This is a genomic window from Streptomyces mutabilis, from assembly GCF_014649815.1.
Lineage (GTDB): Bacteria > Actinomycetota > Actinomycetes > Streptomycetales > Streptomycetaceae > Streptomyces > Streptomyces mutabilis.
In genome coordinates, this window is record NZ_BMTT01000007.1 from 214,050 (window position 1) to 229,263 (window position 15,214).

At 71.3% G+C, this 15,214-nt stretch carries 13 protein-coding genes and 1 riboswitch; all 13 genes read left to right on the plus strand.

Annotated features, from left to right (window positions below; genetic code table 11):
- The first annotated feature begins 142 nt into the window (after positions 1-142).
- A complete protein-coding gene (locus IE142_RS17490) occupies positions 143-817 on the plus strand; it encodes a hypothetical protein (protein WP_191886626.1) in 675 nt (224 codons plus the stop codon).
- Positions 818-855: 38 nt separating this feature from the next.
- Positions 856-2,346, plus strand: coding sequence for a serine/threonine protein kinase PkaE (gene pkaE / locus IE142_RS17495; RefSeq protein WP_268252966.1), 1,491 nt, complete (start codon positions 856-858; stop codon positions 2,344-2,346).
- 150 nt (positions 2,347-2,496) lie between these two features.
- Positions 2,497-3,144: a SurA N-terminal domain-containing protein gene (locus tag IE142_RS17500; RefSeq protein WP_191886627.1), complete on the plus strand. Its 648-nt coding sequence runs from the start codon at positions 2,497-2,499 to the stop codon at positions 3,142-3,144.
- Between the two features lie 120 nt (positions 3,145-3,264).
- Positions 3,265-4,251 carry a nucleoside triphosphate pyrophosphohydrolase gene (locus IE142_RS17505; protein WP_191886628.1) on the plus strand — a complete coding sequence of 329 codons (987 nt, stop codon included), beginning with the start codon at positions 3,265-3,267 and terminating at the stop codon, positions 4,249-4,251.
- The gene (locus IE142_RS17510; protein WP_229830619.1) at positions 4,248-5,603 is read left to right on the plus strand and encodes a cytochrome P450 family protein; all 1,356 of its coding nucleotides are present in this window, start codon (positions 4,248-4,250) and stop codon (positions 5,601-5,603) included. The genes IE142_RS17505 and IE142_RS17510 overlap by 4 nt, the downstream gene beginning before the upstream one ends.
- Before the next feature lie 147 nt (positions 5,604-5,750).
- The gene (locus tag IE142_RS17515; RefSeq protein WP_191886629.1) at positions 5,751-6,812 is read left to right on the plus strand and encodes a LysM peptidoglycan-binding domain-containing protein; all 1,062 of its coding nucleotides are present in this window, start codon (positions 5,751-5,753) and stop codon (positions 6,810-6,812) included.
- Between the two features lie 216 nt (positions 6,813-7,028).
- Positions 7,029-7,162, plus strand: a riboswitch (cyclic di-AMP (ydaO/yuaA leader).
- Between the two features lie 3 nt (positions 7,163-7,165).
- The gene (locus IE142_RS17520) at positions 7,166-7,885 is read left to right on the plus strand and encodes a LysM peptidoglycan-binding domain-containing protein (RefSeq protein ID WP_191886630.1); all 720 of its coding nucleotides are present in this window, start codon (positions 7,166-7,168) and stop codon (positions 7,883-7,885) included.
- Positions 7,886-8,146: 261 nt separating this feature from the next.
- A complete protein-coding gene (eno, locus tag IE142_RS17525; protein WP_191886631.1) occupies positions 8,147-9,427 on the plus strand; it encodes a phosphopyruvate hydratase in 1,281 nt (426 codons plus the stop codon).
- Between the two features lie 98 nt (positions 9,428-9,525).
- Entirely contained in the window at positions 9,526-10,008 is a 483-nt protein-coding gene (locus tag IE142_RS17530; protein ID WP_100048362.1) for an FtsB family cell division protein, read from the plus strand.
- 68 nt (positions 10,009-10,076) lie between these two features.
- Positions 10,077-10,616 (plus strand): DUF501 domain-containing protein, encoded by a 540-nt coding sequence (locus tag IE142_RS17535; protein ID WP_191886710.1) that lies wholly within the window; start codon positions 10,077-10,079, stop codon positions 10,614-10,616.
- A complete protein-coding gene (locus IE142_RS17540) occupies positions 10,613-11,566 on the plus strand; it encodes a Ppx/GppA phosphatase family protein (protein WP_191886632.1) in 954 nt (317 codons plus the stop codon). The genes IE142_RS17535 and IE142_RS17540 overlap by 4 nt, the downstream gene beginning before the upstream one ends.
- A 595-nt stretch (positions 11,567-12,161) precedes the next feature.
- The gene (locus tag IE142_RS17545) at positions 12,162-13,562 is read left to right on the plus strand and encodes an NAD(P)/FAD-dependent oxidoreductase (RefSeq protein ID WP_191886633.1); all 1,401 of its coding nucleotides are present in this window, start codon (positions 12,162-12,164) and stop codon (positions 13,560-13,562) included.
- A 295-nt stretch (positions 13,563-13,857) separates the two neighbouring features.
- Positions 13,858-15,159, plus strand: coding sequence for an SAM-dependent methyltransferase (locus IE142_RS17550; protein WP_191886634.1), 1,302 nt, complete (start codon positions 13,858-13,860; stop codon positions 15,157-15,159).
- The last annotated feature ends 55 nt before the right edge of the window (positions 15,160-15,214 follow it).

Genomic DNA, 15,214 nt, shown 5'->3' on the forward strand with positions numbered 1-15,214 from the left:
CGCCGAGCGATCGGTACGACAACGGTTCGGTACAACCCGTGACCCGTTGTCCGTGTCGGCCTATACGCTCGGACTTCGAATCGGACTTCGTATCGGGCTTCGCGGTCGTCCGACCCGTCTCGACAGGCATCCGGGAGCAGCCATGCACGGCCAGGGTTATTGGCCGCCTCCACCGTCACCAAGTCGGCCCTCGACCGCGGTGCTGGTCGTGCTGCGCGTCGTCTTCGTGGCCCTGCCGCTGCTCAGCATCGGATTCCTCGCGTGGGTCTCCACCCTGTGGGCGGCCATCGTGACCCGCAGGGCGCGCGAGTGGTGGGTCTTCGCGGCGACGGTCGCCGCCCTGGTGACCAGCTTCAGCTTCCTCGCCCAGGACAACACGGACGACCTAAGCACCCCGGCCGGCACCACCGGCATGATCATCCTGCTGCTCAACGCCTGCGTCTGCGCCGGCTGGTTCCTGTACGCGGACGTCCGGCACTACCAGAGGCCGTACTACCCGACCTCCATGGCGCCCTACCCCCCGGCGGCCGGGTACGCCTACCCGCAGCCCGCGCAGCCCCCGCGCCCGTACGGCCCGGTTCCCCCGCAGGCCCCGGCGCCCCAGCCTCAGACAGCGCCGATGCCGCAGACCCCGCAGTCCCCGCAAATGCCGCAGACCCCGCAGGCTCCCCTCCCGCAGACTCCCGTTCCGCCGCCCCCGCAGCATCCCGCCCCCGCCCGCATCGACCAGGTCCGCGCCGAACTCGACGAGCTCAGCGACTACCTGCGCCGGCACGGCGGCAGCAGCGGCAGCGGCACCCCTGAGGGCGGAAGGTGACCGTGGCGACGGGGCGCGTCGTCGCCGGCCGGTACGAACTGGCCACGCTCATCGGGCAGGGCGGCATGGGACAGGTCTGGACGGCCTACGACGGGCGCCTCGACCGGCGCGTGGCGGTGAAGCTGCTGCGCCCCGACAAGGTGGCCGGCCAGGAGGCCGACGAACTGCGCCGCCGCTTCGTGCGCGAGTGCCGGGTGACCGCACAGGTCGATCACCCCGGCCTGGTCACCGTGCACGACGCGGGCAGCGAGGGCGAGGAGCTGTTCCTCGTCATGCAGTACGTCGACGGCGCCGACCTCTCCGACCACCTCGCCGAGAACGACCCCTACCCCTGGCAGTGGGCGGTCGCCGTGGCCGCGCAGCTGTGCGCCGTACTGAGCGCCGTGCACGCCGTGCCGATCGTCCACCGCGACCTCAAGCCGCGCAACGTGATGGTGAAGCAGGACGGCACCGTCACCGTCCTCGACCTCGGCGTCGCCTCCGTCATGGACGCCGACACCACCCGCCTCACCCACACCGGCACCCCCATCGGCTCGCCCGCCTACATGGCGCCCGAGCAGGCCATGGGCGGCGCGGTCGGCCCGTACACCGACCTGTACGCACTCGGCGTACTCCTGCACGAACTGCTCAGCGGTGACGTCCCGTTCGCGGGTTCGACGGCCCTCGGTGTGCTCCACCGTCACCTGTACGAACCGCCGCTGCCCGTACGCCGCATCCGCCCAGAGGTCCCCGAGGCACTCGAGAACCTGGTCCTGCGCCTGCTCGCCAAGGACCCGCAGCACCGCCCCGCCTCCGCCCAGGAGGTCTACGAGCACCTGGCACTCCTGCTCCCCGCGCGCGGCATGCCCACCGGCGGCCCCCTCGACCCCACCCGCCCCTTCGTACGCCCGCACGCCCCCTGGCCCGACCGCGCCCGCACCCCCGCGCCCCAGCCCGCACCCGTGCCGCCCGCCGCAGAGGCCGAGAAGCCCGACGTCGCCCGCGCCGTCGACGACGTCAAGCGCCTCCTCGGCGAGGGCCGTATCACCCAGGCCGTCGACATCCTCGGCGCCATCCTGCCCGCGGCCGCCGAACAGCACGGCGAGCGTTCCCCGGTCGTGCGCACCCTGCGCAAGCAGTACGCGGCCACCCTCATGGACGACGGCCAGTACCGGCGCGCCCTGCCCGAACTGCGCCGCCTCGCCGACGAACGCGCCGCCGAGGCCGGCCGGGCCGATCCCCAGTCCCTGCGCCACCGCTACGACGCCGCCCAGTGCCTGGAGCAGCTCGGCGAACCGGCCGCCGCCCTCGCCGAGTACCGCGCGCTGCTGCCGTACTACGAGAACCAGTACGTCGACCCCGACCCCGACCTCGCCCACGACGTCCGTCGCCGCATCGGCCACCTGCTCCTCGCCCTCGGCGACCGCGCGGCGGCCCACGAGACGCTGGCCCGGCTGCTGCACGACGTGGAGCGCCTGCACGGCCCCGGCCATCCACTCGCGGCGGAGATCCGGCGCACCCTGACGTGGCTCGGACAGGTGCGCGGCTGACGCACGCCACCTCCCGCCAGGACGGCGCGGCGGTGCCCGAAGTCCCGGTGAATCGTTGGTCGAATGGGTTGGCCAGAGCCGCGCCACTGCCTACCATCGATCATCGCAAGACCTTGTGCACCGTCGCACAATCTCCAACGGGAGGTTCACTTGCACCGCCGCCGTCGCACCGCGCTCCTGTTCACCGCCGCGATCGCCGCCGCGGCGCCCCTGCTCACCGCGTGCGGCAACGACGCGCACCCGGGAGCCGCCGCCGTGGTGGGCGACCAGCGGATCACCGTCGCCCAGCTGGAGAACCGCGTCGACGAGGTGCGCGACGCACAGCGGGCCGCCGTCCCCGACGACACCCAGTACCAGCAGGTCCTCGCCAGGACCGGCAGCCTCACCCGCGACACCCTGCACGGCATGGTCCTCGACCGGGTGCTGCACCGGGCCGCCCGGGACGCGGGCGTGACCGTCAGCCGCAAGGAGGTCCAGGAACTGCGCGCGGGCCTGGAGGAGCAGGCCGGAGGCCCCGAGCAGCTCGAGACGGCCTGGCTGCAGCAGTACGGTGTGGCCCCCGACCGCCTGGACGACAACCTCCGCCTCCAGCTGGAGGCCCAGAAGCTCGCCGAGAGCCTCGGCACCGACACCAGCCGACCCGAGTTCTGGCAGGCCCTGGCCAAGGCCTCCGACCGGCTCGACATCGACCTGAACCCGCGCTACGGCGACTGGGACGTCCAGAAGAGCAGCCGCGTCGACACCAAGACCCCGTGGGTTCGGGAGATCACCGCGGCACAGACCCAGCAGACGGCGTAACGGCCCTGCGGGGCGTGCGGGACCCGCCGGACCGCGGCTCGCCCCCTGTGGACAAGTCGACCGCACAGCCCCCTGTGGACAACTCGGGGGGCTGTCCGTCGCGTGCGTTACGTTCTGAAGGTGAACGCAACCACCGCCGACACCACCCCCGGCACCACCCACCACCCGGGCCGCATCGTCCTGCTCACCACCAGCCACCGCGTCGCCCCCGGCCTGCTGTCCTGGCCCGCCTGGCAGGCCCTGCGCACCGCCGACCGCGTGCTGTGCGCCGACGGCGCCCACCCGCAGCTGCCGTACCTGCGCGAGGCCGGCATACGGGTCGACGAGGCCGCCCCGACCGCCGAGGAGCTGGTCGCCGCCTGCGCCGGGGGTCGCACGGTGGTGGTCGTGGCCACGGGGGAGGGCGATCCCCGCCTGACCGACGGACTGGCCCGCCTCGCCGGCTCCGGCCGCGTCTCCATGCCGGACCTGGAGCTGCTCCCCGCCTCCTACGACCTCCCCGGCGCCCGCCTGCTCGACCTCGTCCAGGTCATGGACCGCATCCGCGTCGAATGCCCGTGGTCCTCGCAGCGCACCCACAAGGGCCTGGCCAAGTACGCCATCGAGGAGGCGTACGAACTCGTCGAGGCGATCGAGGACGGCGACCGCGACGAGCTCCGCGAGGAACTGGGCGACGTCCTCCTCCAGGTCGTCTTCCACGCCCGCATCGCCGAGGAGGCCCTCGACGCCCCGTTCTCCGTCGACGACGTGGCCGCCACCATCGTCACCAAGCTCATCCACCGCCACCCGCACGTCTTCGGCGACGAGACGGCGACCACCCCCGAGGAGGTCAGGGAGCACTGGCTGCGCACCAAGGCGGCCGAGAAGCAGCGCGCCTCGGTCACCGACGGCGTCCCCCTCGGCCAGCCCGGCCTGGCCCTCGCCGCCAAGCTCGCCTCCCGGGTCCGCACGGCGGGCCTCCCGGTCCCCCTGCCCTCCGGTGAGGGCATCGGCTACGAACTGCTCGCCCTCGCCGCCCGCGCCGAATCCGAGGGCACGGACCCCGAGGCGGCCCTGAGAGCGGCGGCCCGCGCCTACCGGGACGCGATCAGGCAGGTCGAGGGATGACCGGCCACTCACCCGGCACCGGCCACTCACCCGGCACCGGCCACCCATCCGGCACCGGCCACCCCCTGCCCGCCGTTCCCGCCCCCGAGCTGTTCACCTGGGAGTTCGCGGCCGACCCGTACCCCGCCTACGCCTGGCTGCGCGAGCACGCCCCCGTGCACCGCACCCGGCTGCCCAGCGGAGTGGAGGCCTGGCTGGTCACCCGGTACGCGGACGCCCGGCAGGCCCTCGCCGACCCGCGGCTGTCCAAGAACCCGGCCCACCACGACGAGCCCGCGCACGCCAAGGGCAAGACCGGCATTCCGGGGGAGCGGAAGGCCGAGCTGATGACCCACCTGCTGAACATCGACCCGCCGGACCACACCCGGTTGCGCCGGCTGGTGAGCAAGGCGTTCACTCCCCGCAGGGTCGCCGAGTTCGCGCCCCGGGTGCAGGAGCTGGCCGACGACCTCATCGACCGGTTCGCGGCCACCGGCAGCGCCGACCTGATCCACGAGTTCGCCTTCCCCCTGCCCATCTACGCCATCTGCGACCTGCTCGGCGTCCCCCGCGAGGACCAGGACGACTTCCGGGACTGGGCGGGCATGATGATCCGTCACGGTGGAGGACCGCGGGGCGGCGTCGCGCGGTCGGTGAAGAAGATGCGGGGCTACCTCGCCGACCTCATCCACCGCAAGCGCGCCGCGCTGCCGCCCGAGCCCGGCCCCGGCGAGGACCTCATCTCCGGGCTCATCCGCGCCTCGGACCACGGCGAGCACCTCACCGAGAACGAGGCCGCGGCGATGGCCTTCATCCTGCTCTTCGCAGGATTCGAGACCACCGTCAATCTCATCGGCAACGGCACGTACGCCCTGCTCACCCACCCCGATCAGCGGACCCGTCTGCAGACGTCCCTCGCCGTCGGCGAGCGCGCCCTGCTGGAGACCGGCGTGGAGGAACTCCTGCGCTACGACGGCCCGGTGGAGATGGCCACCTGGCGCTTCGCCACCCGCCCGCTCACCATCGGCGGGCAGGACATCGCGCCGGGCGACCCCGTCCTCGTCGTCCTGGCCGCCGCCGACCGGGACCCGGAGCGCTTCACGGAACCGGACACCCTGGACCTCGCCCGCCGGGACAGCCAGCACCTGGGCTACGGCCACGGCATCCACTACTGCCTCGGCGCCCCGCTCGCCCGGCTGGAGGGACAGACCGCTCTCGCCACGCTCCTCACCCGCCTCCCGGACCTGCGCCTCGCCGCGGAACCGGACGAACTGCGCTGGCGCGGCGGCCTCATCATGCGAGGTCTGCGCACCCTGCCCGTCTCCTTCACACCCGTTGCGCGGTCCGCCGGTAATGGGCCGTCCTTGAAGTAAACGTGACACGCCCTCAAGTCTGTGATCTTCACGTGATCTGCGCGGCATGAACTTGTGACAAGCGATCATCTGCCTATACGTTCACGGATCAGCGTGGCCTGAGCATCACCGCCGCGCGGTCCCCGCTGTCTCGTGAAAGGTCGACGCATGCTCTCCGGGAACGGTCGTCACCGCCGCCCCCGCCAGGCTCCCGCCCTGGTCGTCGCCGCCGGAGTGACCGGCTCCGCCATCGCGATCCCTCTCCTCGGCGCCACCGGCGCCCACGCGGCCGACGGTGCGAACTGGGACCAGGTCGCCGAGTGCGAGACCGGCGGCGCCTGGAGCCAGAACAGCGGCAACGGGTACTACGGCGGCCTTCAGCTGTCCCAGGATGCCTGGGAGCAGTACGGCGGTCTCGCGTACGCGCCGAGCGCCGATGAGGCGAGCCGCTCCCAGCAGATAAGAGTCGCCGAGAAGATGCATGCGGACCAGGGCATCGCCGCCTGGCCGACCTGCGGTCTGCTGGCGGGACTGGGCAACGACTCGGGAATCGTGGGCGGCGGTACGGGTTCGTCCGGTGACGGGGCGTCGGAGAGCGGGGAGCCCTCGCCGGCGCCCACCGCTCCGGGGGCGACCGACTCATCCGGCTCCACCGACTCGACCGGCTCCGCGGACCCGTCCGACTCGACCGGTTCGGGTGAGGGGTCCGAGTCGGCTTCCGGGGCGTCGCCTTCGACGTCTCCGTCGCCGACTTCTGACCCCTCGTCGGCCAATGAGGACGAAACCTCCAAGTCGGGCACTTCACCTGAATCCGACTCTTCGGCGAGCGTCGACCCGCAGGAATCCGGCAGCCCGTCCACAGGCGCCACCAGGGCCGATGAATCGGACAAGGTGGGGCAGAGTGACGGTTCGTCGGAGGCCGCCGGAAGCGGCGAGTCCGGTGCGGGGCGGCATCGCGGCGACAGTGCCGACGAGAGCGTGACGGGCGGCCGTACGGACGCCTCTTCGGGGCGGCACGCCTCGCGCGACGAGAGTGGGGTGCGGGAGGTCGTGGACGGCTCGTACACGGTCCGTTCCGGTGACAGCCTCTGGGGCATCGCCGACTCCCTTGACCTCGATGGCGGGTGGCGTTCGCTCTACGCCGGCAACGAGGGGGTCGTCGGGGCCGACCCGGACCACATCCTCCCCGGTCAGACGCTCACGGTCACGGGCGAATCGGGCGAAAAGTAGGGGGAGTTCACGTCATAGTTAGAGGCTGTATGTCCGTTTTGGATCTCGTGAGAGATAGGTCTCAGAAGCCGTGATCGTCTTTGAAAAACCGCGGAGCGCGTGTCTACGGTCATGACCGCTCGCCATCGCGGGCCCCGGTCGCCGCAACGCCGAATCCTGCCAGCGGCCGTCCGGGAACAGTCGTCGCTTCGAGCGCCGCAGGCAGGAGCGGGGGACCCAAGGTAAGTGCCGAACCGGGCAGTTGAGCCGGGGAGGCTAGGGGTGAAGCCGAGTTCCGCGAGGAACCCGGCCGGGCAACTCAACCGGCCCGAACCCGACAGCTCACCTCGCAGGCGTCGGTGAGGGGATCAACCATGCTGTTTTCCGGCAAGGGCAAGCACCGTCGTCCGTCCAAGGCCACCCGTGTCATCGCCGTCGCCGGCGTCACCGGTGCCGCCGTCGCCGCCCCGCTGATGGCGGCCGGCAACGCCTCCGCCGCCACCGCGTCCGAGTGGGACGCCGTCGCCCAGTGCGAGTCCGGCGGCAACTGGTCCATCAACACCGGCAACGGCTACTACGGCGGCCTGCAGTTCTCCGCCTCCACCTGGGCCGGCTACGGCGGCACGCAGTACGCCGCGACCGCCGACCAGGCGACCAAGGCGCAGCAGATCGAGATCGCCGAGAAGGTGCTCGCGGGTCAGGGCAAGGGTGCCTGGCCGGTCTGCGGCACCGGCCTGTCGAACGCCGCGTACACCGGCGGCTCCGAGAGCCAGGACGGCGGCTCCTCGCAGTCCGGCAGCTCCGAGAGCTCGCAGAGCCAGAGCGGCGGCTCCACCGCCGACCGCTCCACCGAGCAGAAGGCCTCCCGCTCCGACGAGCGCCCGGCCGCCAAGAAGGAGACCGTCACCACCCCGACCGGCAAGAAGGTCGAGAAGGGTGACGGCGAGTACAAGGTCGTCAAGGGTGACACCCTCAGTTCGATCGCCGAGGAGCACGACGTCAAGGGCGGCTGGGCGGAGCTGTTCAAGCTGAACGACGACATCGTCGACGACGCCGACCTGATCTACCCGGGCCAGCAGCTGCACCTCAAGTAAGCGGCGGCGGCCCCCGCGACTCCCGCCCCGGTGCGTGTTCCCCCGTACGCACCGGGGCGGGTTTTTCCATGCCTCAGCCCCGAACGGATTTTCGGAAACGTCTTTGTTCCGTTCGGAAACAATTTACTCTCGGTTCTGTCCACCGGGTGGGCGATCGGCTGGCCGATCGCCCGGAGCCGGTTAGGCTCGGACCCGCAGAGCCGCCGCGGTCCTCGGACCCGCGCGTCACACCGAAGCGTCACATTGAAGAAGGAGATGCTCGTGCCGTCCATCGACGTCGTCGTAGCCCGGGAAATCCTGGACTCCCGAGGCAACCCCACGGTCGAGGTCGAGGTCGGCCTCGACGACGGCAGCACGGGTCGTGCCGCCGTCCCCTCCGGTGCCTCCACCGGCGCCTTCGAGGCCGTCGAACTCCGTGACGGCGATGCGGGCCGTTACCTGGGCAAGGGCGTGGAGAAGGCCGTCCTCGCCGTCATCGAGCAGATCGGCCCGGAGCTCGTCGGCTACGACGCCACCGAGCAGCGCCTGATCGACCAGGCGATGTTCGACCTGGACGCCACCGACAACAAGGGCTCGCTGGGCGCCAACGCCATCCTCGGCGTCTCCCTCGCCGTCGCCCACGCCGCCTCCGAGGCGTCCGACCTGCCGCTCTTCCGCTACCTCGGCGGCCCCAACGCGCACCTGCTGCCGGTGCCGATGATGAACATCCTGAACGGCGGCTCGCACGCCGACTCCAACGTGGACATCCAGGAGTTCATGATCGCCCCGATCGGCGCGGAGTCCTTCTCCGAGGCCCTGCGCTGGGGCGCCGAGGTCTACCACACGCTGAAGAAGGTCCTGAAGAGCAAGGGCCTGGCCACCGGCCTCGGCGACGAGGGCGGCTTCGCCCCGAACCTCGGCTCCAACCGCGAGGCCCTCGACCTCATCCTCGAGGCCGTCAAGGAAGCCGGCTACACCCCCGGCGAGCAGATCGCCCTCGCCCTCGACGTGGCCGCGTCCGAGTTCTACAAGGACGGCGCCTACACCTTCGAGGGCAAGACGCGCTCCGCCGCCGAGATGACCGAGTACTACGCCGAGCTGGTCGACGCGTACCCGCTGGTCTCCATCGAGGACCCGCTGTTCGAGGACGACTGGGAGGGCTGGAAGACCATCACCGACAAGCTCGGTGACAAGGTCCAGCTCGTCGGCGACGACCTGTTCGTCACCAACCCCGAGCGTCTGGCCCGCGGCATCGACGAGGGTGCCGCCAACGCGCTTCTCGTCAAGGTGAACCAGATCGGCTCGCTGACCGAGACCCTGGACGCCGTCGAGCTGGCCCAGCGCAACGGCTTCAAGTGCATGATGTCCCACCGCTCCGGCGAGACCGAGGACGTCACCATCGCCGACCTGGCCGTCGCCACCAACTGCGGCCAGATCAAGACCGGTGCCCCGGCCCGTTCCGAGCGCGTCGCCAAGTACAACCAGCTGCTGCGCATCGAGGAGATCCTCGACGACGCCGCGGTGTACGCCGGCCGCAGCGCCTTCCCGCGCTTCAAGGGCTGACCGCACCCCTGTAGGCAGCGTCGTACGTACGTCCCCGTACTCGGTCCCGTACCGTGTGCGGGGACGTACGCACGTGTGGACGGGAGGCGGGGACAGACATGGCGGTGAAGGACCGGGACCGTTTCTCCACCGCGACCAGGATCCGGATCATCGGGGAACAGACCGCGGCCCGGGTCTACCGCTCGCAGACCAAGCGCCAGGCCCGCCGCTCCCGGCTGACCGGCCGGGCCGCGTTGCTGGCGATGGTGCTCTGCTCGCTCGTCGTGGCGCTCGCCTACCCGATACGGCAGTACGTCGCCCAGCGTGCCGAGATCGCAGACCTCCGGCGGGAGCAGCAGGAGACCCGGGACCGGGTCGAGGAACTGCGCGACCTCAAGGCACGCTGGCAGGACGACGCCTACGCCGAACAGCAGATCCGGCTGCGGCTGCACTACGTGATGCCGGGGGAGACGGGCTTCATCGTCGTCGACCCGGACGCGGCCCGGCAGGCCCGCGCCGAGGCGGGTGCCGCCGACCGTCCCTGGTACCGGAACGTCTGGGACGGGATCGACAAGGCCGACGCCGCCGCCGGCCGGCAGTGACCGGTGGCGCCGGCCGTGAACCGACCGTGCCGGCAGTGACTCAACAGGAAGACCAGCAGAAGACAGTCATGCAGACACCCCCGCCGACCACCGCGCGCACCGAGCCCACCGACGCGGACGTCGAGGCCTTCAAACAGCAGCTCGGGCGTCCCCCGCGCGGCCTGCGCGCCATCGCCCACCGCTGCCCCTGCGGACAGCCGGACGTCGTGGAGACGGCACCGCGGCTGCCCGACGGCACGCCCTTCCCCACGCTGTACTACCTGACGTGCCCGAAGGCGGCCTCCGCTATCGGCACGCTGGAGGCGAACGGCGTGATGAAGGAGATGACCGAGCGCCTCGCCACCGACCCGGTGCTCGCCGCCGCCTACCGGGCCGCGCACGAGGACTACATCCGGCGCCGCGACGAGATCGAGGAGCTGACCGGCTTCCCGAGCGCGGGCGGCATGCCCGACCGCGTGAAGTGCCTGCACGTCCTGGTCGCCCACTCGCTGGCCGCCGGTCCCGGCGTCAACCCGCTGGGCGACGAGGCGATCGCGATGCTGCCCGAGTGGTGGCGCAAGGGGCCGTGCGTGACGCTCGGCGAGACCTGTGGGGAGGACGCCAAGTGACCCGTGTCGCCGCCGTCGACTGCGGTACGAACTCGATCCGGCTGCTGGTCGCCGACGCCGACCCGGCCACCGGTGAGCTGACCGACCTGGACCGCCGCATGACCATCGTGCGGCTCGGGCAGGGCGTCGACCGCACCGGACGGCTGGCGCCCGAGGCGCTGGAGCGGACCTTCGCCGCCTGCCGCGAGTACGCCGCCGTCATCGAGGAGCACGGCGCCGAGCGGCTGCGCTTCGTGGCCACCTCCGCCTCCCGGGACGCGGAGAACCGGGACGTGTTCGTGCGCGGGGTGCTGGACATCCTCGGCGTGGAGCCGGAGGTCATCACCGGCGACCAGGAGGCCGAGTTCTCCTTCATCGGGGCCACCAGGGAGCTGGCGGGACGGGACCACCTCGACAAGCCCTACCTGGTCGTCGACATCGGCGGCGGCTCGACCGAGTTCGTCGTCGGCGAGGACCACGTGCGCGCCGCCCGCTCCGTGGACGTCGGCTGCGTGCGGTTGACGGAGCGGCACCTGGTGCACGACGGCACGGTGACCGATCCGCCGACCGGGGCGCAGGTCGCGGCGATGCGGGCCGACATCGAGGCGGCCCTCGACCTCGCCGAGGAGACGGTGCCGCTGCGCGAGGCGCGCACGCTGGTGGGGCTGGCCGGTTCGGTGACGACGGTGTCCGCGATCGCGCAGGACCTGCCGGAGTACGACTCGGCCGCCATCCACCACTCCCGCGTCTCCCGTGACCGGGTCCGGGAGATCAGCGACTGGCTGCTGCGCTCCACCCACGCCGAGCGCGCGGCCGTCCCCTCCATGCACCCGGGCCGCGTCGACGTGATCGGGGCGGGCGCGCTGGTCCTGCTGGCGATCATGGAGCGGACGGGTGCGGAGGAGGTCGTGGTGAGCGAGCACGACATCCTCGACGGCATGGCTCACAGTTGCGCCGCCGAGGCGCGCTGAGGCGGTGCCGGTGCCGGTGCCGGGCGGGGCGTCACACGTTGCGGTGGACGTCCCGCCGGTCGCCCACCGGTGTTCTCGGTCATGAACCCAGCACGCACCTGCGTGTACACGGTGCATCCGAAGGGGGAAGCGCCTTCGTGCGCGATGCTCGACCGCATGGCGTGGTCGCCGGCACAGGCGTCCGTGGTCGCGGTCTGAGCAGTACGGACGACGATTGAGCGGCTCCCTGGAGCGTCTGCGGGACCCGCCGGTGACGTCCTGTCGGAAACTTCGTGAAGTTCTTCACAAGGAATTGGGCCCGGTCGGACGGCGAAGGCGCGCAGGTTGACCCTTTTGGGGGTTCAACTGCCCTTTGAACGTGTTCAGGACGGTGTCCCGCAGGGGTGTCGACGGAGGTGTCCGGTGGACTGGTTCAGCGTTCCCGACGGGGCGGAGGGCCAGCTCACGCGGCATTGACAACGGGGTCCGGTACGCGGTGGTTCCGCTGTGCGTCATGATCTCCGTCACTTGGGCGGCGGATGGTAACACAGCCCTCACATGAGCTTGTGAAGGGGCGCACGATCGACCCCCCTCGGGCGGGTGGATACTCGATGGCATGAGCACCACGGAGCGTCCCAGGATCCTCGTAGTAGGCGGTGGGTACGTAGGCCTGTACGCAGCTCGACGCATCCAGAAGAAGATGCGTTACGGCGAGGCGACCGTCACCGTCGTCGACCCGCGGTCGTACATGACCTACCAGCCCTTCCTCCCCGAAGCCGCCGCCGGCAACATCTCCCCGCGGCACGTCGTCGTCCCCCTGCGGCGTGTGCTTCCCAAGGCGGAGGTCCTCACCGGCCGGGTCACCACCATCGACCAGGACCGCAAGGTCGCCACGATCGCCCCGCTGGTGGGCGAGGCGTACGAGCTGCCCTTCGACTATCTGGTCATCGCCATGGGCGCGGTCTCCCGCACCTTCCCGATTCCCGGCCTCGCCGAGCAGGGCATCGGCATGAAGGGCATCGAGGAGTCCATCGGCCTGCGCAACCACGTGCTGGAGCAGCTGGACAAGGCCGACTCCACCACCGACGAGGAGATCCGCCGCAAGGCGCTCACCTTCGTCTTCATCGGCGGCGGCTTCGCCGGCGCGGAGACCATCGGTGAGGTCGAGGACATGGCCCGCGACGCGGCCAAGTACTACCGGAACGTCTCCCGCGAGGACATGCGGTTCATCCTCGTCGACGCCGCCGACAAGATCCTCCCCGAGGTCGGTCCCAAGCTCGGCCAGTACGGCAAGGAACACCTCGAGGGCCGCGGTGTCGAGGTCTACCTGTCCACCTCCATGGACTCCTGCGTCGACGGCCACGTGGTGCTGAAGAACGGCCTGGAGGTCGACTCCAACACCATCGTGTGGACGGCCGGTGTCAAGCCGAACCCGGCCCTGTCCCGCTTCGGTCTGCCGCTCGGACCCCGCGGCCACGTCGACTGCGAGCCGACCCTCCAGGTCAAGGGCACCGACTACATCTGGGCCGCGGGCGACAACGCCCAGGTCCCGGACCTCGTCGGCCGCAAGGCGGGCAACGAGAACGCCTGGTGCCCGCCGAACGCCCAGCACGCGCTGCGCCAGGCCAAGGTCCTCGGCGACAACGTCGTCTCCGGCATGCGGGGCTTCCCGCAGAAGGAGTACAGCCACGCCAACAAGGGCGCGGTGGCGGGCCTCGGCCTGCACAAGGGCGTCGCGATGATCGTCATGGGCAAGATGAAGATCAAGCTCAAGGGACGTCTCGCCTGGTACATGCACCGCGGCTACCACGGTCTCGCGATGCCGACCTGGAACCGCAAGATCCGCGTCTTCGCGGACTGGACGCTCGGCATGTTCCTCAAGCGCGAGGTCGTCTCCCTCGGCGCGATGGAGACCCCGCGCGAGGAGTTCTACGAGGCCGCCAAGCCGGCGCCGGCCGCCGCGCCGAAGGCCGCCGACAAGGGCGAGGTCAAGTCGGAGAAGGCCAAGGCCTCCTGACCTCCGGTCGCCCGCGCCTGGAGTACTTCTGTAGTACCTGCAGTACCCCGAAGGGGCCGCCTGCCATCCGTGGTGCGGGCGGCCCCTTCGCGCTGCCCTCCGCACCGTCCTTCGCGGTCCGCCCCGCGGGGCGCACCGGGCACTGCCCGGCCGGTTGCGCCGACAGGGCGACAAGGCCCGTGGTGTGTACAAGTATTTTGCCCAGTCGTAACGCGCGCCGGGGACTGTGCGGAGGGCTCCCAGGTGTTTACGTGGTGTCGGACATTTCCGGGATCGCTCGTCACGGAGGTACGCCATGGCTGATGCCGCGCTGCGGCTGCAGAACCTCTTCGAACAGTTGCTGGGAGAGCCCCTACCGGTGCGTATCCGCGCCTGGGACGGTTCGCAGGCGGGTCCGCCGGGCGCCCCGACCCTCGTCGTCCACAACCGCCGGGCCCTGCGCCGGCTGCTGTTCAAGCCGGGCGAACTGGGCCTGGCCCGCGCCTGGGTGGCCGGTGACCTCGACATCGACGGAGACCTCTACACCGCGCTCGACCTGATGTCCGGCCTCGTCTGGGAGCGCGGCGAGGACGCCCGCACGCCCGCCGGGGCGCTGCGCGACCCCGAGGTGCGGGCCGCAGTACGCGGCCTGGTCAAGCTCGCCGGCCCGCCACTGCCGCCCGCCCCGCCGCCGGAGGAGGTCCGCCGGACCCGCGGCCACCTGCACACCAAGCGCAGCGACCGGCGGGCCATCAGCCACCACTACGACGTCAGCAACGACTTCTACGAAATCGTCCTCGGCCCCTCCATGGTCTACTCCTGCGCCTACTGGCAGGCCCCCGAGGCCGAGGGCGGCACCCTGGAGGACGCCCAGCGGGACAAGCTCGAACTGGTCAGCCGCAAGCTCGGCCTGAGCGCCGGCCGGCGCCTGCTCGACGTGGGCTGCGGCTGGGGCTCCATGGCGATCCACGCGGCCCGCGAGCACGGCGTGAGCGTCGTAGGCGTCACCCTCTCCCAGGAGCAGGCCGCCTACGCCCGCAAGCGTGTCGCCGACGAGGGCCTCACCGACCGGGTGGAGATCCGTGTCCAGGACTACCGGGACGTCGCCGACGGGCCGTACGACGCCATCTCCTCGATCGGCATGGCCGAACACGTCGGTGCCGAACGCTACCTGGAGTACGCGGGCGACCTGTTCCGGCTCCTCAAGCCCGGCGGACGGCTGCTGAACCACCAGATCGCGCGTCGCCCCCGGCGGGACGAGTCCGCCTACAGCGTGGACGAGTTCATCGACGCCTACGTCTTCCCCGACGGCGAACTCGCCCCCGTCGGCACCACCGTGACCCAACTGGAGCGCGCCGGGTTCGAGGTGCGCGACGTGGAGTCGATCCGCGAACACTACGCGCTCACCCTGCGCCGCTGGGTCGCCAACCTGGAGTCCGACTGGGCGACGGCGCTCCGGCTGGTCAGCCCCGGCCGGGCCCGGGTCTGGCGGTTGTACATGGCCGCCTCGGCGCTCGCCTTCGAGCACAACCGCATCGGCGTCAACCAGGTCCTGGCGGTGAGGACCCCGGACTCGGGCGACTCCGGACTGCCACTGCGCACCCGCACCTGGAACTGACCTCCGCCCACTACCCGAAGGGCCCCGCTCCGGACGCGGACGGAACGGGGCCCTG